The 21,115-nt window shown below is 62.8% G+C and carries 21 protein-coding genes and 1 riboswitch; of the genes, 13 read left to right on the top strand and 8 right to left on the bottom strand.

Translation table 11 applies throughout. The features are described from left to right. Positions 1-8 precede the first annotated feature (8 nt). The 3 genes from purH to U3654_RS16735 all read right to left on the bottom strand — a co-directional run bounded on the left by purH (position 9) and on the right by U3654_RS16735 (position 4,732). On the bottom strand, positions 9-1,598 hold the full coding sequence (gene purH / locus U3654_RS16745) for a bifunctional phosphoribosylaminoimidazolecarboxamide formyltransferase/IMP cyclohydrolase (RefSeq protein ID WP_324752666.1): 1,590 nt from the start codon (positions 1,596-1,598) through the stop codon (positions 9-11). A 36-nt stretch (positions 1,599-1,634) separates the two neighbouring features. Continuing rightward, positions 1,635-3,380, bottom strand: coding sequence for a heparinase II/III family protein (locus tag U3654_RS16740; protein ID WP_324752665.1), 1,746 nt, complete (start codon positions 3,378-3,380; stop codon positions 1,635-1,637). A 92-nt stretch (positions 3,381-3,472) separates the two neighbouring features. After that, positions 3,473-4,732 (bottom strand): RsmB/NOP family class I SAM-dependent RNA methyltransferase, encoded by a 1,260-nt coding sequence (locus U3654_RS16735; RefSeq protein WP_324752664.1) that lies wholly within the window; start codon positions 4,730-4,732, stop codon positions 3,473-3,475. Between the two features lie 66 nt (positions 4,733-4,798). On the opposite strand from U3654_RS16735, the gene U3654_RS16730 reads away from it, so the two are divergent. From U3654_RS16730 to thiD, 4 genes are all read left to right on the top strand, one after another. After that, the gene (locus tag U3654_RS16730) at positions 4,799-4,975 is read left to right on the top strand and encodes a DUF1674 domain-containing protein (RefSeq protein ID WP_324752663.1); all 177 of its coding nucleotides are present in this window, start codon (positions 4,799-4,801) and stop codon (positions 4,973-4,975) included. A gap of 48 nt (positions 4,976-5,023) precedes the next feature. After that, positions 5,024-5,119, top strand: a riboswitch (TPP riboswitch). A gap of 52 nt (positions 5,120-5,171) precedes the next feature. After that, on the top strand, positions 5,172-5,960 hold the full coding sequence (thiM, locus tag U3654_RS16725) for a hydroxyethylthiazole kinase (protein ID WP_324755316.1): 789 nt from the start codon (positions 5,172-5,174) through the stop codon (positions 5,958-5,960). Continuing rightward, positions 5,957-6,574, top strand: a complete 618-nt coding sequence (gene thiE / locus U3654_RS16720) for a thiamine phosphate synthase (protein ID WP_324752662.1) — start codon at positions 5,957-5,959, stop codon at positions 6,572-6,574. The genes thiM and thiE overlap by 4 nt, the downstream gene beginning before the upstream one ends. Then, a complete protein-coding gene (gene thiD / locus U3654_RS16715; protein WP_324752661.1) occupies positions 6,571-7,368 on the top strand; it encodes a bifunctional hydroxymethylpyrimidine kinase/phosphomethylpyrimidine kinase in 798 nt (265 codons plus the stop codon). The genes thiE and thiD overlap by 4 nt, the downstream gene beginning before the upstream one ends. A gap of 52 nt (positions 7,369-7,420) precedes the next feature. On the opposite strand, the gene U3654_RS16710 is transcribed toward thiD, so the two are convergent. After that, entirely contained in the window at positions 7,421-7,783 is a 363-nt protein-coding gene (locus tag U3654_RS16710) for a dihydrodipicolinate reductase (protein ID WP_324752660.1), read from the bottom strand. 86 nt (positions 7,784-7,869) lie between these two features. Between U3654_RS16710 and U3654_RS16705 the strand changes: the two genes are divergently transcribed. Further along, positions 7,870-9,006 carry a pyridoxal phosphate-dependent aminotransferase gene (locus U3654_RS16705; protein WP_324752659.1) on the top strand — a complete coding sequence of 379 codons (1,137 nt, stop codon included), beginning with the start codon at positions 7,870-7,872 and terminating at the stop codon, positions 9,004-9,006. A 54-nt stretch (positions 9,007-9,060) separates the two neighbouring features. Here the strand turns inward: U3654_RS16705 and U3654_RS16700 are convergent, their stop codons facing one another. Beyond that, positions 9,061-10,326: a SulP family inorganic anion transporter gene (locus U3654_RS16700; RefSeq protein WP_324752658.1), complete on the bottom strand. Its 1,266-nt coding sequence runs from the start codon at positions 10,324-10,326 to the stop codon at positions 9,061-9,063. A 98-nt stretch (positions 10,327-10,424) separates the two neighbouring features. Then, positions 10,425-11,237: a 4-hydroxy-tetrahydrodipicolinate reductase gene (dapB, locus tag U3654_RS16695; protein ID WP_324752657.1), complete on the bottom strand. Its 813-nt coding sequence runs from the start codon at positions 11,235-11,237 to the stop codon at positions 10,425-10,427. 85 nt (positions 11,238-11,322) lie between these two features. Here dapB and rbfA point away from each other — a divergent pair, with 85 nt between their 5' ends. From rbfA to rpsO, 6 genes are all read left to right on the top strand, one after another. After that, positions 11,323-11,718 (top strand): 30S ribosome-binding factor RbfA, encoded by a 396-nt coding sequence (rbfA, locus tag U3654_RS16690; protein WP_324752656.1) that lies wholly within the window; start codon positions 11,323-11,325, stop codon positions 11,716-11,718. After that, a complete protein-coding gene (locus U3654_RS16685; RefSeq protein WP_324752654.1) occupies positions 11,711-12,457 on the top strand; it encodes a phosphodiester glycosidase family protein in 747 nt (248 codons plus the stop codon). The genes rbfA and U3654_RS16685 overlap by 8 nt, the downstream gene beginning before the upstream one ends. A gap of 167 nt (positions 12,458-12,624) precedes the next feature. Further along, a complete protein-coding gene (gene truB / locus U3654_RS16680) occupies positions 12,625-13,536 on the top strand; it encodes a tRNA pseudouridine(55) synthase TruB (RefSeq protein WP_324752653.1) in 912 nt (303 codons plus the stop codon). Next, positions 13,533-14,054, top strand: a complete 522-nt coding sequence (locus tag U3654_RS16675; RefSeq protein WP_324752652.1) for a DUF1643 domain-containing protein — start codon at positions 13,533-13,535, stop codon at positions 14,052-14,054. Before truB ends, U3654_RS16675 begins: the two co-directional genes overlap by 4 nt. Before the next feature lie 75 nt (positions 14,055-14,129). Further along, positions 14,130-15,308 (top strand): calcium-binding protein, encoded by a 1,179-nt coding sequence (locus U3654_RS16670; protein ID WP_324752650.1) that lies wholly within the window; start codon positions 14,130-14,132, stop codon positions 15,306-15,308. 185 nt (positions 15,309-15,493) lie between these two features. Beyond that, on the top strand, positions 15,494-15,763 hold the full coding sequence (gene rpsO / locus U3654_RS16665) for a 30S ribosomal protein S15 (RefSeq protein WP_324752649.1): 270 nt from the start codon (positions 15,494-15,496) through the stop codon (positions 15,761-15,763). 98 nt (positions 15,764-15,861) lie between these two features. Here rpsO and U3654_RS16660 read toward each other — a convergent pair whose 3' ends face one another. Continuing rightward, complete coding sequence (locus U3654_RS16660) at positions 15,862-16,890, bottom strand: alpha/beta hydrolase (protein WP_324752648.1); 1,029 nt, start codon at positions 16,888-16,890, stop codon at positions 15,862-15,864. A 239-nt stretch (positions 16,891-17,129) separates the two neighbouring features. On the opposite strand from U3654_RS16660, the gene pnp reads away from it, so the two are divergent. Further along, the gene (pnp, locus tag U3654_RS16655) at positions 17,130-19,271 is read left to right on the top strand and encodes a polyribonucleotide nucleotidyltransferase (protein ID WP_324752647.1); all 2,142 of its coding nucleotides are present in this window, start codon (positions 17,130-17,132) and stop codon (positions 19,269-19,271) included. Between the two features lie 56 nt (positions 19,272-19,327). On the opposite strand, the gene U3654_RS16650 is transcribed toward pnp, so the two are convergent. Further along, complete coding sequence (locus tag U3654_RS16650) at positions 19,328-19,786, bottom strand: Lrp/AsnC family transcriptional regulator (protein ID WP_324752646.1); 459 nt, start codon at positions 19,784-19,786, stop codon at positions 19,328-19,330. A 133-nt stretch (positions 19,787-19,919) separates the two neighbouring features. Between U3654_RS16650 and ald the strand changes: the two genes are divergently transcribed. Continuing rightward, positions 19,920-21,032, top strand: a complete 1,113-nt coding sequence (gene ald / locus U3654_RS16645; RefSeq protein ID WP_324752645.1) for an alanine dehydrogenase — start codon at positions 19,920-19,922, stop codon at positions 21,030-21,032. Positions 21,033-21,115 lie beyond the last annotated feature (83 nt).

Genomic DNA, 21,115 nt, shown 5'->3' with positions numbered 1-21,115 from the left:
GGAAGGAGCTAGTGGCGAAAATGCCGCATACCGGTCAGTACCATTGCAAGGCCGGCCTCGTCGGCGGCCGCGATAACATCGTCGTCGCGCATCGACCCACCGGGATGGATCACCGCCGTCGCGCCGGCCTCGGCTGCCGTCAGCAGACCATCGGCAAAGGGAAAGAACGCGTCCGAGGCGACTACGCTGCCTTGGGTCAGGGGCGCGGGCAGCCCCAGCGCGTCTGCCATGTCCTGCGATTTGCGCGCGGCGATGCGGCAGCTGTCCACACGGCTCATCTGGCCCGCGCCGACGCCGACGGTTGCGCCGTCCTTGACGTAGACGATGGCGTTGGATTTGACGTGCTTGGCGACCTTCCATGCGAACAGCAGGTCAGCCATTTCCGCGTCGGTTGGCTGGCGTTTCGTCACGACTTTTAGATCGCTCGCGTCGATATGTCCGTTATCCTTGTCCTGCATCAGATAGCCGCCCGATACCTGCCGGATCGTCTGCGCGGCGGCACGCGGATCAGCCATGCCTTCGGTGATCAGCAGGCGCAGATTTTTCTTGGCCTCAAAGATGCGGCGCGCGTCCTCGTCTGCGCCGGGGGCGATGACGACTTCGGTGAATATCTGCGCGATTTCCTCGGCGGTGGCGCCGTCCAACGGCTGGTTCAGCGCGATGATCCCGCCAAAGGCCGAGGTGCGGTCGCAGTCAAAGGCGCGCATGTAGGCCTCTTTCAGCGTCCCCGCGCGGGCCACGCCGCAGGGGTTGGCGTGTTTGATGATCGCGCAGGCGGGACCGTCTGCTGTGGCGAATTCGCTGGCCAGCTCGAACGCGGCGTCGGTGTCGTTTATGTTGTTATAGCTCAGCGCTTTGCCCTGTAGCTGGCGGGCTGTCGCCACGCCGGGGCGGGCGCTGCCATCGGTATAAAAGCTGGCGGATTGATGGGGGTTTTCGCCATACCGTAGCACTTGGGCCAATGTGCCAGCGACGGTGCGGCGACGAGGGGCGATATCGCCTTGCTGTGCGGCCATCCAAGTGGACACAGCCGAATCGTAAGCCGCTGTTCGCGAGTATGCTGTCATCGCCAGTTTCTGGCGAAAGGCTAGCGTCGTGCCGCCATCGTTTGCAGTCATTTCGTCCAGCAATGGACCGTAATCCTCGACATCGACGACCACGTTCACAAACCCATGGTTCTTTGCGGCGGCGCGAATCATCGCGGGGCCGCCGATGTCGATATTCTCGATGCAGGTGTCGTAATCCGCGCCGTCTGCGACCGTGCTCTCAAACGGGTAGAGGTTCACAACCAGCAGGTCGATTGCGCCTATGCCGTGCTGCTCCATCGCCTTTACGTGTTCGTCATTGTCGCGCAGGGCCAACAGGCCGCCATGCACCGCCGGGTGCAGTGTCTTGACGCGTCCGTCCATCATCTCGGGAAAGCCGGTCACGTCCGCCACGTCGCGCACGTCCAGCCCGGCATCGCGCAGCGCCTTGGCACTGCCGCCGGTGCTAAGCAGTTCGACACCCTGCGAGGCCAGCGCGCGGCCCAGATCAATAAGCCCGGTCTTGTCCGAGACGGACAGAAGGGCGCGGCGGATGGGGGCGATATCGGTCATATGGGCGGTCCTGCGTTCTGGCGGTTCAATCGTCGTTCAGTCGTCGTCTGGTGCCGGGAATGGCGCGTCCTGCGCCAGATCGCGGATGCTGATCGGGGTATCCTGCGCCTTGGCGAGCGACCATCTGATGCGGTCCGCATACTCCAGCGCGCGCCCGGATAAAACTATCTGTTTACCCGCACGCGGTTTGAGCCGTGATTTTTCCAGATAAACTGACGGTTCCAACGAGATGCGTGCGCGCGCGTCGGTACGGAATACCCAGATTTCGCCGCTGCGCAGCGCCAGCGAGACGGCAGCGCCGCCCATGTCGATGTTCGCGTCCACCTCTGGATGCAGGTGGAAATGGATCTGGTAGGGCACGCCCTGCATGGCGTGCGTGTCCATCGCCGCGTCGAACCGGCGCTTGTCCTCGAGGTCCATCGCCAGCAGCATGTCCTCGCCTGCGACGCCGCGCCCGTCAAAGGTCATCTCGATCGTGCGCGCGTGCGTCAGGCCAAAGCGACGCACATAGCCATCATGCCCGCCCTCAAAGCGCAGCCCGTCCGAGGCATGGCTCATCTGGATAGGCACGTCGCTGGGCCCGTGCGTCAGCCATTCGGCATCCGTCCCCGTCGCGCCCAGCCGCGCGCTGGATTCGCCTGCGACTACGAGGGTTGAATGCGACGGTGTCGCGCGTCCCGCCCGTCGCCATTCAACGCCAAAGCTGGCGCCCGAGCCGCAATTGACGATCACCGGGCGGCGCCCCGACGTTAGCTCGAACGCCATCGCCGAGGCGTGTGCGCCTGCGGATGCAGCACCCGAAGGCGGCGGGGCGGCGTCAATGATGAGCGATGTGCGCCCCGCGCTGAGGCGTGCATAGCCCATCGCCAGCCCATCCGGTTGCCGCCCCTTGACGCCGCTGGCAGCCAGCGCGGTGTCCAGCCGACCCTCTAGCCCGCGCCCGCCACCGTGGAACCGCGCCAGCCCGCCGTCAGAATGCCGCAGCGTGCGCAGCGTCGGCGCGATGCGCTGCGTCGCCGCCGTCAGGGACGGTGGCGGGGGTGTGCCTGACTCGTCCAGCGCGGCGGCGGCCCATGTGAGCAAGGTGAAAACGTCTAGCAATTCCTCGGGGTTGCGGGTAGGCAGGACGCCCGCCTCGCCGATATGCGCCTCGCATTCGCGCCCCAGCGCGCGGGCGGCTGGGGCCACATGACCCTCCATCCCCTCCAGCGCGAGGCCCGCATAGATAAGGCCGGTCAGCGCCTCGAACCGTGGCAGGCCGGGCGCGGTAGCGTGCCAGCGTTTGCCCAGAAACAGCGTCTGCTGCGCTAGCGAGCGATAGAATGGGTCCGATACCGCGCGATCCTGCCCGGTTAGCAGGAACAATGCGTGGTTGATCCAGCGGATCAGGCGCCGCCCGGTCAAATCCGGCGTCCAGCCGGGGCCGCGCCCACCGCCGTGGCGCGCGATCCACTCCCACGTCCACTCCCGCGCGCAGGCCCGCGCGGGCCCGTCTCCCGCCGCCGCGAGATCGTCGAGCCAGCCAAATCCGTGCATTTCCGCCTCAAAGGTGGGTCCTGGCGGGTTCAGATCCCAGATTGCCAGATCGGGTCGTTCGATCAGATGCCCGGCGAACAAGAAATTGCCCGCCGATAGCTGTCGCCCGCGGGCAAAACTGCCGATCGTGCGCGGCTCGGGGGATGAAACAAACGCAGTCACAGGCCGCGCCCAAGCCGCGCGCCGCGCGGTGATGCGGTTCATCGCCCTCGTCCAGTTCGCGCCGTAAGTGCCGGGTGTTGCCATGCGCCTCGTCTCCGGGCGCTCTTGTTGGCGCCTCTCTGCGCGATCATACCGCGCAGTCGCGGCCAAGTCACCGAGGGATTGTGAAAATCGCGTCAGATCCGCAGGAGCGCGATGTAAAAGCCATCTATGCCGCCTTGATCGCCCCAATAATCGGGGCGCAGGCGCAGTCCGCCTTCTTCGGTGATCCAAGTGGGGTCGATGCCGGGCATAGCCAGTGCATCGCGATCGACCTTGAGTGCGGGATGTCGGATCAGCGCCTCGTCGATTTGGCATTCGCCCTCGTCTGGTAGCAGCGAGCAGGTGCAATAGACCATTCGCCCGCCGGGTTTTAACAGGCCTAGCGCGCGGTCCAGCATTGCGGCTTGCAACGCAATCAGATCGCCAATTTCGGACCCGTCGCGCGCGTGTGGCAGATCGGGATGCCTGCGGATCGTGCCAGTGGCCGAGCAGGGGGCGTCGAGCAGGATCGCGTCATATTGCCCCTCATGGGTCAGCGCGTCACCGGTGACCAACGTAGCGTTCAGCCCCGTGCGCGTCAGGTTTTCGCGCACCCGCGCCATGCGGGCGTCTGATATGTCCAGCGCGGTCACATCCGCGCCCGCGGCCGTCAGTTGCAGCGTCTTGCCCCCCGGTGCTGCGCACATATCCAGCACCGCCTCTCCGGGCTGGGCGTTCAGTAGGCGGGCGGGGATGGCGGCGGCCGCGTCCTGCACCCACCAGTCGCCCGAATCGTAGCCGGGCAGGGCGCTTATCTGCCCGGCTTGTTGTAGCCTGACCGATCCGGTCGGCATTTCAGTGCCGCCCAGCGCCTCAGCCAGTGCGGCCGCATCGCCTTTGGGCGTCAGGTCCAGCGGCGCGCCTGCGAAATGCACGGCCTCAAAACCCGCGACCGTCTCAGCGCCATAGGCCTCGGACAACGGTGCGCGCAGCCATTTGGGCAGGTGCGGCACACGTAGGATGGCCCATTCGGCGGGGCCGTCTGTGGCGATTTTACGCAGGACGGCGTTGACTAGCCCTTTTAGCGTGGCAAAGCGTTTATGCCCCGCGATCATGCTGACACAATCGTTGACCACCCCATGCGCGTCGCCGCCAAGGCACAGCTCTGTCGTGCCGAGCCGCAGGATGTTCATCACATGCAGGGGCGGCGGCTTGCGCAGGTGTTTCTTTAACAGGCGGTCCGCGCGTTCCATTCCGCGCAGGGTCTGCGTGGCAAGGCGCTGGGCGCGGGCGCGTCCCGGTGCATCCAGCCGGTCCAGCGCGCCGGACGCCAACAGCTCGGTCAGCAGGCGGTGTTCGCCCAGAATCTGATCCAACAGGTGAACGGCGGCAGCGCGCGGCGATGGCGGGGACATGGCAAATCCTTGCTGAATGGCGACGAGGGCGTATATCAAGGGCATGCGAGCAAAGGAACCCATGCCATGACGGACCGTCCCGATCTGCCACCCGAAGCGCAGCGCGCCCTCGCCGAGGCCGAAGAGCGCCGCAAACATGCGGATGCGCCGGACCTGCCCAAGGAACTGGGCGGACGCAAGGACGGCCTTGAGGCCGTGCGCTACGGCGATTGGGAGAAGAAGGGTATCGCGATAGACTTCTGATCTGCGCGGTTTCGACGCTTGACGGCGTAGCTGCGCGCGCCCATCCTAGCCGGGTAACAGGGGCGCCCCGAATAGCGGGGCTGAGACGCACCCTTAGAACCTGAACCGGATAATGCCGGCGGAGGAAGTTGCGCGCGACGAGGGCCGTATCAGGCCTTGGCCGCCTGCCTATCCCTCGCCCGGCCTGAGGGAAAAGATGGATAACGCAGGACAATATCTGGCACATATGCGCGCCCGCGCGCCGCTGGTGCAGAACATCACCAATTATGTTGCGATGAACGTCATGGCCAATATCATGCTGGCCGCTGGTGCCAGCCCCGCCATGGCCCATGCGCGCGGCGAAGCGGCTGAATTCGCGGGACTGGCCGATGCGCTAAGCGTCAATATCGGCACGCTCGATCCTGAATGGGTCATCAGCATGGAAGAGGCCGCCAAGGTCATGGTGGACGCGGGCAAGCCTTGGGTTTTGGACCCTGTTGCAGTGGGCGCAACCGCGCTGCGCCGCGATGCAGGCGCGCGGCTTCTGGCGCTGAAGCCCACTATCATTCGCGGCAATGCGTCCGAGATCATCGCGCTGGCGGGGGCCGAGGCAGCGGGCAAGGGCGCCGATGCTGCCAATGCCGTCGCCGACGCCGAGGACGCGGCGCGTGCACTGGCCCGTCAGACGGGCGGCGTCGTCGCCGTGACCGGCGAGGTCGATTTTGTCACCGACGGCGAGGCCGCCTACCGCGTCGCGGGCGGCCATGCGCTGATGCCGCGCGTCACCGTTCTGGGCTGTTCATTGACCGGCCTCGTCGCCGCCTTTGCAGTGGGTCAGCCCGCGCTGCCCGCCACTGTCGCCGCGCTGGCCTACTACGGCGTCGCGGGTGAGGCAGCGGGGGCAGAAGCCGTCGGACCAGCCAGCTTTCAGACCGCCTTTATCGACACGCTTCATGCGCTGACGCCTGATGACGTAACCGCCCGCGCGCGGATCGAGGCGACATGAGGCTGGGTCCGGTCTATTTCGTCACCGATGCAGATGCGCCGGTATCTGTGCCCGATCAGGTGCGCGCGGTCGTTGCGGCAGGCGTGCCGATTGTGCAACTGCGCGACAAAGATGCCAACGACGCTGATTTTGCGGCGTTGGCGCGTGAACTGCTGCATATCACCCGCGCTGCCGGTGCGGCGCTGATCGTCAACGACCGGATCGGAGTGGCGTTGGAGATTGGCGCGGATGGCTTGCATGTCGGGCAGGGCGACGGTGATATCGCCGACATTCGCCGCCGGATCGGGCCGGATATGATCCTTGGGCTTTCGGTGGAAACACTGGAGCAATTAGGCTCTATCCCGCCAAATAGTGTCGATTATCTTGGCGTTGGTCCCCTGCGCGCGACTGCGACCAAGCCGGATGCGGCGCAGCCGCTGGGCATGGACGGGCTGGCACAGATCATCGCCGCCGCGCCGCTGCCCTGCGTCGCTATTGGCGGCATAAGGCCGGGGGACGCGGCGGCCATCCGGCAGGCGGGCGCGGCGGGTATTGCAGTCGTCTCGGCAATATCGCGTGCGCAGGACATGGACCGCGCGGCGCGCGCGCTGATTGAAAAATGGGAGGCGGCATGATCCCCAATATCCTCTCTATCGCGGGGTCCGATCCGTCGGGCGGCGCCGGTATTCAGGCGGACATCAAGTCGATGTCGGCCAATGGCGGCTACGCCATGGCGGCGATCACCGCGCTGACCGCGCAGAACACCCGTGGGGTGCAAGCGGTGCAGCTGCTGACGCCGGACATCATCACGGCCCAGATCACTGCGATCCGCGACGATATCCGCATCGACGCGGTCAAGATTGGGATGCTGGGCAATGCGGCCATCATCGGTGCGGTGGCGGACGCGCTGGCGGATGTGAATGCGCCCATCGTGCTCGACCCGGTGATGGTCGCGAAGGGCGGTGATCGGCTGCTGGCCGCCGAGGCGGTCGATGCGCTGCGCCGCCTGCTGCTGCCGATGGCGGCGCTGATCACGCCGAACCTGCCCGAGATTGCTGATCTATTGGGCTGCAAAGAGGCGCGTGATACCGGTGAGATGGCCGAACATGCCGAGCGGTTGATGGACCTTGGCGCGCGGGCGGTCTTGCTGAAAGGGGGGCATCTGGATGGTCCGGACAGCCCCGATCTACTGATGTGGAGCGGTGGCACCGAATGGTTGCACAGCGCGCGCATCGACAGCCCAAACACCCACGGCACCGGCTGCACCCTGTCTTCGGCCATCGCGGCGCATCTGGGGGCGGGCCTTACGCTGCTGGATGCTGTCCAGCGTGGCAAACTCTATGTCACCGGCGCCATCGCCGATGCGCATCGGCTGAGTGTTGGCCATGGTCACGGCCCGACGCATCACTTTCATCTCTGGCAGCGTTAAAGCGTGTCGAAGTAAAGTCGAGGCACAACCTGAATTCGAAACGCTCTAGGCGCTATTTGACCGTCAGATCGGCCCCGCGCCCCTTGCCCTGGTCCGATATGAACCGGATCGTATCGCCGCTGATCTTTACGGTCTGGCAATTGGGGTCCAGCCGGTCCGCACCCCAGTAAAGATCGCGACAGAAATAACCGCCCTGCCAGTTCCACGCGCCGGTGACGGGCGAGCCGAAGGCGCGGCCCTTGATCTCGCCATTGGGCGCCACGGACAGGGTTATGCCCAGCCGCGTCAGGGCGCGTCCCGAAACGGCAGCGACGAACGCATCGCGCGTCGTCACGGCCTCGAACGATTGGGCCTGTGCCGGCGCTGCGAATAGGCTGAGTGACACGGCGCAGGCGATGGATGTGACAGAGCGCATGACTTTTGCTTCCTGCTATGGTTTCACACCATATACGGCGCGCCTCGCGCATTGGATCACCCGCCCCACACCAAAAGGAGGCCCTTGTGCCAGCACTACCCGATTTCCGGCTGGAGACGCATTTCGCCAAGTGGGAGTTCAGCGCCCGCCACCACATGACCGCGTCCGACGCCGAGAGCGTGTCACTGGCCGATCTGCTCGGCATGGCCAGCGATGAGGATCGCGCGGCGTTTCAAAACATGTGGCTGGGCTATACCGAAACATGGGGGGAACCGGCGCTGCGGGCCGAGATCGCGGCGACCTATGCCGCGCAATCCGCCGATGATATCCTTTGTTTTGCGGGCGCGAGCGAGGGGATATTCGCCGCCAATTCCGTGCTGTTGGAGCGCGGCGATCATGCCATCGTGGTCACGCCGAATTATCAGTCGCACGAAACACTGCCCAGCATGATTTGCGAGGCCACAGGCGTGCCGCTGGACCCCCAGGATGGCTGGTCGCTGGACATCGACCGGATTGCCGTCGCGATCCGGCCTAACACCCGGCTGGTGACGATCAACTTTCCGCACAATCCCACCGGCGCGATCCTGCCGCTGGACCGCTATCGCGCGCTGATCGAGCTATGCCGCAAACATGGTATCTGGATCTTGCATGACGAGATTTTCAATGGGCTGGGACCAAGTGGTGCCGCGCATCTGCCCTTTATCGCTGATGAATACGAGCGCGGTCTATCGCTGGGCGTGATGTCGAAATCCTACGGCCTGCCCGGCCTGCGCATCGGCTGGATCGCGTGTCAGGACCGCGACGTGCTGTCCCGCATGGAGCGGATGAAGCACTACCTGTCGATCTGCAATTCCGGCCCGTCCGAACATCTGGCCCGCATCGCGCTAAAGGCGCGGGATCGCCTGCTGGCGCGCAACAATGCCATCGTGGACGAGAACCTGCCGAAATGGGACGCGTTCTTTGCCCGCCATCCGGACCTGTTCGAATGGCAGCGCCCTCAGGGGTCGTGCATGGGCTATCCGCGGTATCTGGGGCCGGAGGGCGTCGAGGAATTCGCGCGGCGCTTGGTGGAGGAAAGCGGCGTGTTGGTGTTGCCGAGTACGATCTACCGCTCGGAATTGGGTGAAACGCCGCAGAATCGCTTCAGGATTGGGTTTGGGCGGACGGGATTGGATGCGGGGCTGGCGGCGATGGACGCGAATATCATGCGGAACCGTGAATAGGCGTTGGATCAACTATATCTGGACGTGCGTGATTGCATGAATATGCCCCACCGCTTAGCGGTCCGGCGTCGTCCAGTCCTTTTCAATATCGGCATTGCTTCGCCTTAGCCGCAAAGCAAGACCGACCGAGACACCCACACCAATGGCGACGGTCAAATCCGCGAACACGGTCAGAACCAGCGTCAGGATCAGCAGCACACGATCCGAGACGCGCGTTTGCATGTAGCCGCGCCATTTATGCGGCTCACTCATGTTCCAGGCCGTCAGGATCAGCAGACCGGCAAGGGCCGGCATGGCAAGGTAGCCCGCCACAGGCGCCGCCAGCAGCATGACCAGCAGAATCGTCAGCGCGTGAATGACCCCGGCAACGGGCGTCTTGCCGCCAGCGCGCACATTCGTCGCCGTGCGGGCAATGGCCCCGGTCGCAGGCAAGCCGCCAAAGAGGGCAGATCCGATATTGGCAAAGCCCTGCGCCAGAACCTCGGCGTTTGGCCTGTGTTTGCCGCCGATCATCTTGTCCGCGACCATCGCCGACAGCAGCGATTCGACGCTCGCAAGGAATGCAATGATCAGGGCCGAAGGCAGCAGGCTGATAATCCGCTCGACGCTGATGTCCGGGAGGGCGGGCATGGGCAGCGTGCTGGGCAACGGGCCGAAACGGGAAAAGATCGTATCGACCGGTAGATATGCGATGGCGACGATGACCGAGGTAAGCCCAACAGCGACGACCAGTCCTGGAAACCTGGGGGCGACGCGGCGCAGTCCGACGATCATGGCCATGGTCGCGAGGCCGATCGCGACTGCATAGAGATTGAGAGTATCGCGGGCGGCCCAAAGCGCGTGGGTCTTGGCAATGAATTCGGCCGGAACCTCGGCCATGGACAGGCCAAAGAAATCCTTGATCTGGCTGGTCGCGATGATGATCCCGATGCCGATGGTAAATCCGTTGATGACGGGTTCGGGCACATAGGCAACGAGGTTTCCGGCCTTCAGGTAGCCCGCAACCAGCATAATGATACCAGCCATGAGCGTGGCCAGAACCAGCCCGTCATATCCGTGATTTGCAATGACGCCAAAGACGACGACGATGAACGCACCCGTCGGCCCGCCGATCTGCACACGGCTGCCACCCAGAAACGAGATCAGGAACCCCGCAACGATTGCTGTCACCAGCCCCTTTTCCGGCCCCGCCCCCGATGCGATGGCGATGGCAAGGCTGAGTGGCAAAGCAACCATCGCCACGCTCACGCCGGCGATCAGGTCGCTGGTGAACTGTTCGCGGTCATAGGTTTTCAGTGTCGTTATTATCTTTGGTTTCATGGAAAGCGCTACTATCCCCGCAGCAGGATCGACAAATTATCAAAATGCACGTTGGCCATGGGCGGGGCGAAACCCTTGGAGGGATGCGTAATAGACCCTTACCCCAACCCCAAAACATCCAGCATATCATACGCCCCCGGCGGCCTTCCCTGACCCCAGAGCGCCGCCTTCAAAGCGCCGCGCGCGAACACCGCCCTATCGGTCGCGATATGGCGCAGAACGATCCGCTCGCCCGCCGCGGCAAAGATTACGTCATGCTCGCCCACCACATCGCCGCCGCGGATGGCGGAAAACCCGATATGGCCCCGCTCACGTGGCCCGGTGATGCCGTCGCGGGCGCGGTCCGATACATGGTCCAGCGCGACTCCGCGCCCGGTCGCCGCAGCCTCGCCCAGCATCAGGGCGGTGCCCGAGGGGGCGTCGACCTTTTGATTGTGATGCGCCTCGACGATCTCGATGTCGAAATCGTCGTCCAGCGCCTTTGCGACCTTCTCGGTCAGCATGGTCAGCAGGTTGACGCCAAGGCTCATGTTGCCCGCGCGGACCTGCACGCAATGGCGGGCGGCGGGCTTCAATGCTTCCAGCTCTGCCTCGGAAAATCCGGTGGTGCCGATGACATGCACGGCGCGGGCCTGCGCGGCCAGTTTGGAAAACGCGACTGTGGCGGCGGGGGCGGTAAAGTCGATGATGGCCTGCGCGGGGGCGAATGCCTCAAGCGCGTCGTCGGTCACCGTGACGCCCAGTGGCGCGCCGCCCATCGCCTCGCCCGCGTCGCGACCGATCCATGCGTGACCTGCCCGCTCGACTGCGCCGGCGAGGTGGGCGCGCCCGCTATCCGTGATGGTGCGGATCAGCATTTGGCCCATCCGGCCCGATGCGCCTGTCACTGCTATGCCCGGTCCTGTGGTCATGATCCCGCCTCCGTTGGTTTCACGCCTTTGATAGCGTGGGCATCGTCGCTTGGCAAAGGGCGGCGGAGCGACTAAATGCAGACCCATGGCAAAGAACAAATCTCATGATGGCTCCGGCCCGACGCAGCGGCAACTTCAGGTGGGCGAAAATGTGCGCCGCACACTGGCCGAGGTTTTGGGGCGCGGCGATATCCACGATCCGGACCTCTCCCGCATGTCGGTGACGGTGGGCGAGGTGCGCATGTCTTCGGACCTCAAGATCGCGACCGCTTATGTCATGCCACTGGGCGGCGAGGGGCAGGACGAACTGGTCGGCCTGCTGGCGCGCAACAAAGGCGAGTTGCGCCGTGTCATGAGCAAGAAGCTGGGGCTGAAATTCGCACCCGATCTAAGGTTTCGCCTGGATACCACGTTCGATCAGATGGACGAGACCCGGCGCCTGTTTTCGCGCGGCGACGTCCAGCGGGATCTGGATGACTAGGGCGTGGTTGGCCGCTGCGCTGGCGCTGTTGCCGATGCAGGCGGCGGGCGCCGAGTGCCGCCGCGACACGTTCGAGGGGGTGGGTTATTCCATCTGCGAGGTGGACATGGCGGACGAGGATTTGCGCCTGTTCCTGAAGTCTCAGGACGGTGAGACACTGGGCAGTTTCAGCCGCACCAATGCGATGCTGGCGGATGAGGGTGCTGCGCTCAATTTCGCCATGAATGCCGGAATGTATCATTCGGATCGTCGCCCCGTTGGCCTTTACGTTGAGGACGGACATGAGGAGGCGGGCATCGTCACCTCTGAGGGGCCGGGCAATTTCGGCCTGCTGCCGAATGGCGTGTTGTGCATCCGCGAGGATGGCGCCGACGTGATCGAGACGCTGCGGTTTGTGCGTGAGGCGCCGACGTGTCGCGATGCCACGCAATCAGGGCCGATGCTGGTGATCGACGGCGAATTGCATCCCAGGTTTCTGGTCGATAGCGACAGTCTATATGTGCGCAACGGTGTCGGGACGAACGAGGGCGGAACGCGCGCGGTCTTTGCGATCTCGGACGCGGCGGTGAATTTCCATACATTCGGGCGAATGTTTCGCGATCATCTAAAGCTGCCTCAGGCGTTGTACTTCGACGGCAATATCTCAAAGCTCTATGCGCCGGAACTGGAGCGTAGCGACGTCGGCTTTCCCATGGGGCCGATTGTTGGCACCGTGACGCGCGTGCAGCCGGACGAATAAGCACGTTTCGCATTTGTGAGCCGGTTTTTGCGCCGAACGCCTTAGGTGGGCGTGATTGGTTGGGTGCCTGTTCGGCTGCCGGCGGAATGGTCGGCCGCCCCGCGCGCGATTGACAGCCAACAGCCCTTGGGCTAGCCCCCGCCTATCATCAGCATGGGGCGACACGCATGGCACGCAAACGCAAGGGGCGCGATATTTCCGGCTGGCTGATCGTGGACAAGCCTGCGGGCATCACCTCGACCTCTGTCGTCAACAAAGTGCGCTGGGCGCTGCAAGCCAAGAAGGCGGGACACGCAGGCACGCTTGACCCCGAGGCGACCGGTGTTCTGGCAGTCGCGCTGGGCGAGGCGACCAAGACGGTGCCCTACATCACCGACGCCCTCAAGGCCTACAAATTCGAAGTGCGTTTCGGCGCGGCAACCAATACCGACGATGCCGAGGGCGAAGTGATTGCGACCAGCGACACGCGCCCTTCTGATGACGAAATCAAAGAGGCGCTGCACGCCTTCGTTGGCGATATCATGCAGGTGCCGCCCAAATTTTCGGCAGTCAAGATCGACGGCCAGCGCGCCTACAAACTGGCCCGCGACGGCGAGGATGTGACGCTGGCCGCGCGGCCCCTGTGGGTGGATGAATTGCTGCTGGTGGATCGCCCGGACCCCGACCGCGCGGTGCTGGAAATGGTCTGCGGCAAGGGCGGCTATGTGCGCGCCATCGCCCGCGATCTGGGCGAGACGCTGGGCTGCTACGGCCATGTAACGTGGCTGCGCCGCGTCTGGTCGGGCCCGTTTGAGGCGACCGAGGGCGTAACGCTGGAGAAGATCGAGGCGCTGGCGCACGACCCGGCGCTGGACGCACATATTCTGCCGCTGGAAGTGGGTCTGACCGACCTGCCCGAGCTGCGCTGCACGCAAGAGGGCGCGGCCAAGCTGCGCAATGGCAATCCCGGTATGGTTTACCCCGGCGACGCCGAATACGGCGACGAATGCTGGGCCTCGCTTGAGGGTCGCGCGATAGCGGTCGGCATCTACAAGGCTGGCGAGCTGCATCCCAGCCGCGTCTTTGTGGATCCTGCATGATCACGCGCACGCATCAAAAGGGCGATGCGGATTCCATCGCCATCTATTCGGATTGCGAGCGCTATCGCTATGCGCTGACCCGCGTCTGGGACAAGGCGGGCAAGCGCGTTCATTTCATCATGCTGAACCCGTCAACCGCGACCGAGCAGCAGAACGATCCCACGGTCGAGCGCTGCGAGCGGCGCGCGCGGGCGCTGGGGTTTGGCGCGTTTCGAGTCACCAACATCTTTGCCTGGCGCGACACCGACCCGCGCAACATGCGCGCAGCCGTTGATCCCGTCGGCCCGGCCAACGACTCTGCCATTCTGGAGGGGTGCGTCTGGGCCGACAGCAACATCGCCGCCTGGGGCACGCATGGCGCGCATCTGGACCGGGGCGCACGCACGATGGCGCTGCTGGCCGGGGCAGGCACGCGCCTGCATCATCTGGGCCTGACCAAGGACGGACACCCGCGTCACCCGCTTTATATTGCCTATGCGTGCCAGCCCGAGCTGTGGGAAATGTCGCAAAGCGATTAACCAATTGTTTAGAAACATCTGTTCAAAAGATGTGTGTTCCGGAATGGTTAGCTTTGGACGATTGGGATTTGTGACATGCTGCTTCTTGCGGGCCTGATGGGAATGATGGCGTTGGGTGCGACCGCTTTCATGGGTCTCAGCGCGGAGCAGGACGACGATTCTAGTGCTGATAGGGATGTCTCTGAGCAAGAAGATCACGCAGACGAGCAGGCCGTGGCCGACGTCGGCGCCCAAGGAAACGGGACCAGCATTCTCGACTTTCTCAAGGATGAGGCTGAGGATGGCAATGATCTGGCCGGGGATGATGATAAAGGATCTGGTGCTGAGATATCTGTGAAAGCCAGCGATCAGGCCCCGCCAGCAGGCAGTGATGCTGAAATTGACAGCGATACCCAAGACACCCGTGAGGCCAAGAGCAATAAAGTTGCCGCCGAGCGTATCACGGTCGGTACGCCCGAGGGCGACCTGCTGGATGGGGCGGACGCGCGCGATGTAGCCAACGGCTATGACGGCGATGATACCATGTCGGGCAGATTGAACGACGATGAACTGTGGGGTGCCTTCGGCGCCGATTCATTGGCTGGCGGTGCGGGCCACGACACGCTGCATGGTGGCGCCGGTGACGACGTTATGCTGGGCGAAGATGGCGACGATAACATGTTCGGTCATGGTGATAACGACACGATGTCGGGCGGAGCTGGTGACGACAGCCTTGTCGGTAGCGCGGGCGACGACACGCTGGATGGCGGCGCGGGCGACGATGCGGTGCATGGTGGTCTGGGTAACGATCAGTTGCGCGGCGGTGCGGGCCATGACGTGCTGTTTGGCGGCTGGGGTGACGACACGCTCTCGGGGCTGGAGGACGATCCCGATACGGACGACTGGGCTGATACCGATATGATGGATTTCCTCAACGGGGGCGGCGGCACGGACATGATCACGGCTGGCGCAGGCGATGTTGTGACCACCGGCGATGGGGCCGATACCGTGCTGCTGGGTGACTGGCTGAGCGCCGAGCATCAGGCAGAAATTCTGGACTTTGCGCCGGGCGAGGATACACTGATGGTGGTTTACAACGATGCAAGCGGGGACGAGCCCGACGTTGACCTGACCCCTGATCCAAACGATTCGACCCTTCAGCATATAATGCTGAACGGGGTACAGATCGCATCGGTGAACAACGCGCCGGGACTGAACGCCGGGCATATCACCCTGATCGGGTCCAGCCAGTTGCCCGCGGGCGCGCTGCTGTAGGCTGCGTCGGGGGCTAGCCGCGTGCCTGAACCGGCCGCTGCCAGTATCTGAGCCCTTTTCAAGCCCGCGCAATTACCCTATATGCGCCCGGTGCGCGGTTCCTTGGCCCGCGCGCAGATTCTCTATGGACCTTGCTGGACGACATCCCGGCTTGCGCCCGCAACCCTCGTTAAAAGGAGATCCCGATGTCGATTACCGTCGAAGAAAAGCACCGCTTGATGAAGGAATTCGCGACCAAAGAAGGCGACACCGGTTCGCCCGAAGTTCAGGTCGCCATCCTTACCTCGCGCATCACCACCCTTACTGAGCATTTCAAGACCCACAAGAAGGACAACCACGGTCGCCGTGGCCTTCTGAAAATGGTCGCCCTGCGCCGCAAACTGCTGGACTACACCAAGTCCAAGGATGTTGCCCGCTATCAGGACCTGATCAAGCGTCTCGGCATCCGTCGCTGATTTTCTGTTCTTGAGAACCGCAAAACGCCCGCTCATTGTTGAGCGGGCGTTTTCGTTTGGCAAGGCGCCGTGCCTGCGATCTTTCCCAAGCTCTCAGCCTACTGCCAAGCGCAAATTCCCAATATCGCGCCTTCTTGGACAGCAGATTTCCCTTCGTCCTCGGGCATCAGCCGCGATTCGCCATCCTTGCAGACGACAAGTTGATCGCCCATGCCCGCCATATCGATGAGGATTTGATCCCAGTGTCGGTACTGCGCGTCATGACCGCCATCGGGATAGTCACGCCGCGCTGCGATGTTGGGATAGACCTCTTCCCAACGATCGGCGTGGGCTGGTGTGACGAGGGAATCCTGCCCGCCCTGATAGATATAGACCGGTGCGTCGACCTGCGACACATCCGGCAAGGGCAGATCGCAATAGCGCCGATATTCCGCGATCTCTGCCGCGCCGCTTCCCTTTTGGCCCGCCATTGCGAACGTGCGCGCGCCATCATCGCCAGCCGCCGAGGCGAAACCGGGGATGCGATGGGTCGGGCTGTCTTCGGGAAAGGCCCACCATTTCAGCGGATGGGCTGCGTAATCGTCCAGGGTCTCCTTCATTTTTTCTTCGGTCGCATCGCAAAGGCTGGATCTGGTCGCCAGTGACGTGGCCGCCGCCAGATGTATCGTGCGGATACGCTCGGGGTTGCGCGCCACAAACGCGGCGCTGTACGGACCACCGCCCGAGATGGCCATTACCGAGACCTCCTCGATCCCGAGCTCGTCCAAAACCTGTTCGGCATCGGACGCATAGTCGTCAAAGGTCCAGTTCTCGGCAGGATCCGACTGACCGAAACCTGCACGACCAACCGAAATCAGGCGCAAATTCAGGTCTTCGCGCATCCCGCGCAAAAAGTCGGTAAGTCGGGTCACGGCTGCGCTGGTGCCGGTGCCGCCGATAAAGAGAACGGCCTCGCCATCCTGCGGCCCGGTATCGACATAGGCGACTTTGCGCCCGTCCTCGACCTTGATGGTTCGAACCGTCGGACCCATGAAATCGAATGTTTCGGGCAGGTCTACCTCGGCCATTGCCGTTCTGGCGCCTGCAATGGCCATCAATGCCAGACATCCGCAGCGAATAATCATCATGTCATACTCCTTTCGTATTGAAATCAAGGACCTCCCACAGGTCAATCAAGCGCTAATTCTTCCTGAATTACTAATGGTTCCCTCCTGCCGGACTTTCCTATATGAGCAGGCAATCTGAAACGGCGTGCCCGGACCCTAGCACCCCGAAAGACAAGATGAATGGGGTCGGCGGCAATGGGGCCGCCATAGCAACGGAAGGGTCGGGGTACGCCCGATGCGCTTCCAACTAGGATACATAGATGTTCAACGAAGTAAAAAAATCGATCGAGTGGGGCGAAGAGACCCTCACACTGGAAACGGGCAAAGTCGCCCGTCAGGCCGATGGTTCGGTCATCGCCACCTTGGGCGAGACCTCCGTCATGGCCAACGTCACGTTTGCGAAATCGCCCAAGCCGGGCATGGATTTCTTTCCGCTGACAGTCCACTACCAAGAGAAATATTATGCAGCCGGCAAAGTTCCCGGCGGCTTCTTCAAGCGCGAGGCGCGTCCGTCGGAAAAAGAGACGCTGACCGCGCGTCTGATCGACCGTCCGATCCGCCCGCTGTTTGTCCCCGGTTTCAAAAACGAAACACTGGTGATGTGCACGGTCCTTTCGCACGATCTGGTGAATGATCCCGACATGGTCGCGATGATCGCCGCCTCGGCTGCGCTGACGATTTCGGGTGCGCCCTTCCGCGGCCCGATCGCATGCTGCCGTGTTGGATTCGAGGATGGCGAGTACATCCTGAACCCGACCGTCGACGATATGCACGATCTGAAAAATAACCCCGATCAGCGCCTTGATCTGGTCGTCGCAGGCACCAAAGACGCCGTGATGATGGTCGAATCCGAGGCTTATGAGCTGACCGAAGAGGAAATGCTGGGCGCGGTAAACTTTGCGCATGAGCAGATCCAGCCGGTCATCGACCTGATCATCGATCTGGCCGAAGATGCGGCCAAAGAGCCGTTCGATTTCCAGCCTGCCGACTACTCGGACCTATATGCGGCCGTGAAGAAAGCGGGCGAGGACAAGATCCGCGCCGCCTATGCGATCACCGACAAGCAGGAACGCACTGGTGCGGTGTCTGCCGCCAAGGACGCGATCAAGGCATCGCTGTCTGAAGAGCAACTGGACGATGCGAACCTCGGCGCAGCGCTGAAGAAGCTGGAAGCCACCGTTCTGCGCGGCGACGTCGTGAAAACCGGCAAGCGTATCGATGGCCGTGCCCTCGACACTGTGCGCGAAATCGTTAGCCAGACGGGCCTTCTGCCCCGTACGCATGGCTCGGCGCTGTTCACACGCGGCGAGACGCAGGGTCTGGTTGTTACCACGCTCGGCACCGGCGACGATGAGCAATTCATCGACGCGCTGCATGGTAACTTCAAATCCAACTTCCTGCTGCACTACAACTTCCCTCCCTATTCGGTTGGCGAAGCTGGGCGCGTGGGCCCTCCCGGCCGCCGCGAAATCGGCCATGGCAAGCTGGCTTGGCGTGCGCTTCAGGCGGTTCTGCCTGCTGCGACGGATTTCCCCTACACGATCCGCGTCGTGTCTGAGATTACCGAATCCAACGGCTCGTCGTCGATGGCGTCGGTCTGCGGCGGGTCGCTGTCGATGATGGATGCGGGCGTTCCGTTGAAGGCAGCTGTGGCTGGCGTTGCCATGGGCCTGATCATGGAAGAGGATGGCGAATACGCAATCCTGACTGATATCTTGGGCGACGAGGATCACCTTGGCGACATGGATTTCAAGGTCGCTGGCACCGAAAAGGGCATCACGTCCTTGCAGATGGACATCAAGATCGCAGGCATCACGCCCGAGATCATGTCTAAGGCGCTCGCACAGGCCAAGGACGGACGGATTCACATCCTGAACGAGATGTCCAAGGCGCTGACCGGCGCTCAGGACTTCTCGATCCACGCGCCGCGTATCGAGACGATGCAGATCCCCACGGACAAAATCCGCGAAGTCATCGGTTCGGGCGGCAAGGTTATCCGTGAGATCGTCGAAGTGTCGGGCGCCAAGGTCGACATCAACGACGAAGGCATCATCAAGATCGCATCGCCAAATGGCGAGGCCATCAAGAAGGCCTACGACATGATCTATTCGATCGTGGCCGAGCCCGAAGAAGGCCACGTCTATGACGGCAAGGTCGTCAAGATCGTCGATTTCGGCGCGTTCGTGAACTTCTTTGGCAAACGTGATGGTCTGGTGCATGTCAGCCAGATCGAAAGCCGCCGCCTGAACCACCCTTCGGATGTGTTGAAGGAAGGTCAGGACGTGAAGGTCAAGCTGCTGGGCTTTGACGATCGCGGCAAGGTCCGTTTGTCGATGAAAGTCGTCGATCAGGAAACTGGTGAAGAAATCGCGCCGGAGCAAAAAGAAAAAGACGACGCGTAAATCGCTTTGGACAGTGAAAAGAAGGCCCCGGTGGAAACGCCGGGGCCTTTTGCATGTCAGATCGGCAGCGCTGTCGTGTTGCATATCGTTCGCAGCGCGAAACTGCTCTGCATATTCGCCACGCCCGGTAGGCGGGTCAGATACTGGCGGTGGATACGGGCGAAATCCTCGGTGTTTTCAGCGACGATTTTCAGGATGTAGTCGGCGGTTCCGGCGGTCAGGTAGCACTCCAGAACGTCCGGCACCCGCGCGACGGCCCGCTCAAAGGCGTCGAGCACGTCATCGGCCTGTGTGGACAGCGTGATTTCCACAAACACGGTCGCAGACACACCCATCTTGCGCGCGTCCAGAATAGCGACGTAGCCCGCGATATAGCCATCATGCTCTAGTCGCTGCACGCGGCGATGGCAGGCGCTGGCCGACAGGTTCACCTTGTCGGCAAGGTCCGCGTTCGAGATGCGACCGCGTTTTTGCAAGACGGTCAGCAATCGGCGATCAATCGTATCAAGGGACATTTTCGAAAATCCTCAGGTATTTCACCATTGATAGAGAATATTATTGCGTGAACAAAGCGAAAGTCCGATCATTTTCGCGCACGATCCGCAGATCACACAGGTAATTTGCGATGGTAACGACAGGAGAGTAAGAATGAAAATCGGATGCCCAACCGAAATCAAGTCACAGGAATTTCGCGTCGGCATGACGCCCAATGCCGCGCAAGAGGCCGTCGCGCACGGTCATGAGGTCGTCGTTCAGGCGGGGGCCGGCATTGGCGCAGGCTTTACAGATGCTGATTACACCGCCGCCGGAGCCACGATTGTCGACAGTGCCAACGAGGTTTACGCCAGCGCTGATATGATCGTGAAGGTGAAGGAACCGCAGGCAGTCGAGCGCAAGATGCTGCGCGAGGGTCAGGTGCTGTTCGCATATCTCCACCTCGCGCCCGATCCGGACCAGACGCATGATCTGATCGCATCGGGCTGCACTGCCATCGCCTATGAGACGGTGACGGGCAACGGTGGCGGTTTGCCTCTGCTCGCTCCGATGTCTGAGGTTGCCGGTCGTCTTGCGCCGCAGACGGGGTCATGGGCGTTGCAAAAGGCGAATGGCGGCAGCGGTGTTCTGATGGGTGGCGTTCCGGGCGTGCGCCCTGCGAATGTGGCGATCATCGGCGGCGGTGTCGTCGGTATGGCGGCGGCGCGCGTGGCGGTCGGCATGGGTGCTAACGTGACGGTCTTGGATCGCTCCGTGCAGCGTCTGTCGTATCTCGACGATGTGTTCATGGGTCGCCTGACCACGCAATATTCCGACAAGGGCGCGGTCGAGGAGCTGTTGCCGCGCATGGATATGGTGGTCGGCGCCGTGCTGATCCCCGGCGCAGCCGCGCCCAAGCTTGTCAGCCGCGATCAGCTGTCACTGATGAAGCCGGGCTCGGTTCTGGTGGACGTGGCCATTGATCAGGGTGGTTGTTTCGAGACGTCACGCGCGACGACGCATCAGGACCCGATCTATGAGGTCGACGGGATCGTGCATTATTGCGTCGCCAACATGCCGGGGGCGGTCGCACGCACGTCGACGATCGCGCTGGGGAATGCCACGATGCCCTTCATGCTGGCGCTGGCTGACAAGGGTTGGAAAAAGGCCTGCGCAGACGATCCGCACCTTCTGAACGGACTGAATGTGCATGCCGGACAGTTGACCTATGAGGCGGTCGGCACCGCTCTGAACATAGACACGGTCAAGCCGGAATCGCTGATCTGATCGCGAGGGGCCGCCCTCGCATCGGGGCGGCCCATTTCAAAATGGCTTGAGGCGCTGGGGCCGGACGGCTAGACCGGGCGCCA

The organism is Roseovarius sp. Pro17 (assembly GCF_035599575.1).
GTDB lineage: Bacteria > Pseudomonadota > Alphaproteobacteria > Rhodobacterales > Rhodobacteraceae > Roseovarius.
This window is presented reverse-complemented; position numbering and strand designations above follow the sequence as displayed.

Bases quoted from the DNA above. Each gene is read 5' to 3' on its own strand.
- purH (WP_324752666.1), bottom strand. From the start codon at position 1,598: ATGACCGATATCGCCCCCATCCGCCGCGCCCTTCTGTCCGTCTCGGAC.
- U3654_RS16740 (WP_324752665.1), bottom strand. From the start codon at position 3,380: ATGGCAACACCCGGCACTTACGGCGCGAACTGGACGAGGGCGATGAAC.
- U3654_RS16735 (WP_324752664.1), bottom strand. From the start codon at position 4,732: ATGTCCCCGCCATCGCCGCGCGCTGCCGCCGTTCACCTGTTGGATCAG.
- U3654_RS16730 (WP_324752663.1), top strand. From the start codon at position 4,799: ATGACGGACCGTCCCGATCTGCCACCCGAAGCGCAGCGCGCCCTCGCC.
- thiM (WP_324755316.1), top strand. From the start codon at position 5,172: ATGGATAACGCAGGACAATATCTGGCACATATGCGCGCCCGCGCGCCG.
- thiE (WP_324752662.1), top strand. From the start codon at position 5,957: ATGAGGCTGGGTCCGGTCTATTTCGTCACCGATGCAGATGCGCCGGTA.
- thiD (WP_324752661.1), top strand. From the start codon at position 6,571: ATGATCCCCAATATCCTCTCTATCGCGGGGTCCGATCCGTCGGGCGGC.
- U3654_RS16710 (WP_324752660.1), bottom strand. From the start codon at position 7,783: ATGCGCTCTGTCACATCCATCGCCTGCGCCGTGTCACTCAGCCTATTC.
- U3654_RS16700 (WP_324752658.1), bottom strand. From the start codon at position 10,326: ATGAAACCAAAGATAATAACGACACTGAAAACCTATGACCGCGAACAG.
- dapB (WP_324752657.1), bottom strand. From the start codon at position 11,237: ATGACCACAGGACCGGGCATAGCAGTGACAGGCGCATCGGGCCGGATG.
- rbfA (WP_324752656.1), top strand. From the start codon at position 11,323: ATGGCAAAGAACAAATCTCATGATGGCTCCGGCCCGACGCAGCGGCAA.
- U3654_RS16685 (WP_324752654.1), top strand. From the start codon at position 11,711: ATGACTAGGGCGTGGTTGGCCGCTGCGCTGGCGCTGTTGCCGATGCAG.
- truB (WP_324752653.1), top strand. From the start codon at position 12,625: ATGGCACGCAAACGCAAGGGGCGCGATATTTCCGGCTGGCTGATCGTG.
- U3654_RS16675 (WP_324752652.1), top strand. From the start codon at position 13,533: ATGATCACGCGCACGCATCAAAAGGGCGATGCGGATTCCATCGCCATC.
- U3654_RS16670 (WP_324752650.1), top strand. From the start codon at position 14,130: ATGCTGCTTCTTGCGGGCCTGATGGGAATGATGGCGTTGGGTGCGACC.
- rpsO (WP_324752649.1), top strand. From the start codon at position 15,494: ATGTCGATTACCGTCGAAGAAAAGCACCGCTTGATGAAGGAATTCGCG.
- U3654_RS16660 (WP_324752648.1), bottom strand. From the start codon at position 16,890: ATGATGATTATTCGCTGCGGATGTCTGGCATTGATGGCCATTGCAGGC.
- pnp (WP_324752647.1), top strand. From the start codon at position 17,130: ATGTTCAACGAAGTAAAAAAATCGATCGAGTGGGGCGAAGAGACCCTC.
- U3654_RS16650 (WP_324752646.1), bottom strand. From the start codon at position 19,786: ATGTCCCTTGATACGATTGATCGCCGATTGCTGACCGTCTTGCAAAAA.
- ald (WP_324752645.1), top strand. From the start codon at position 19,920: ATGAAAATCGGATGCCCAACCGAAATCAAGTCACAGGAATTTCGCGTC.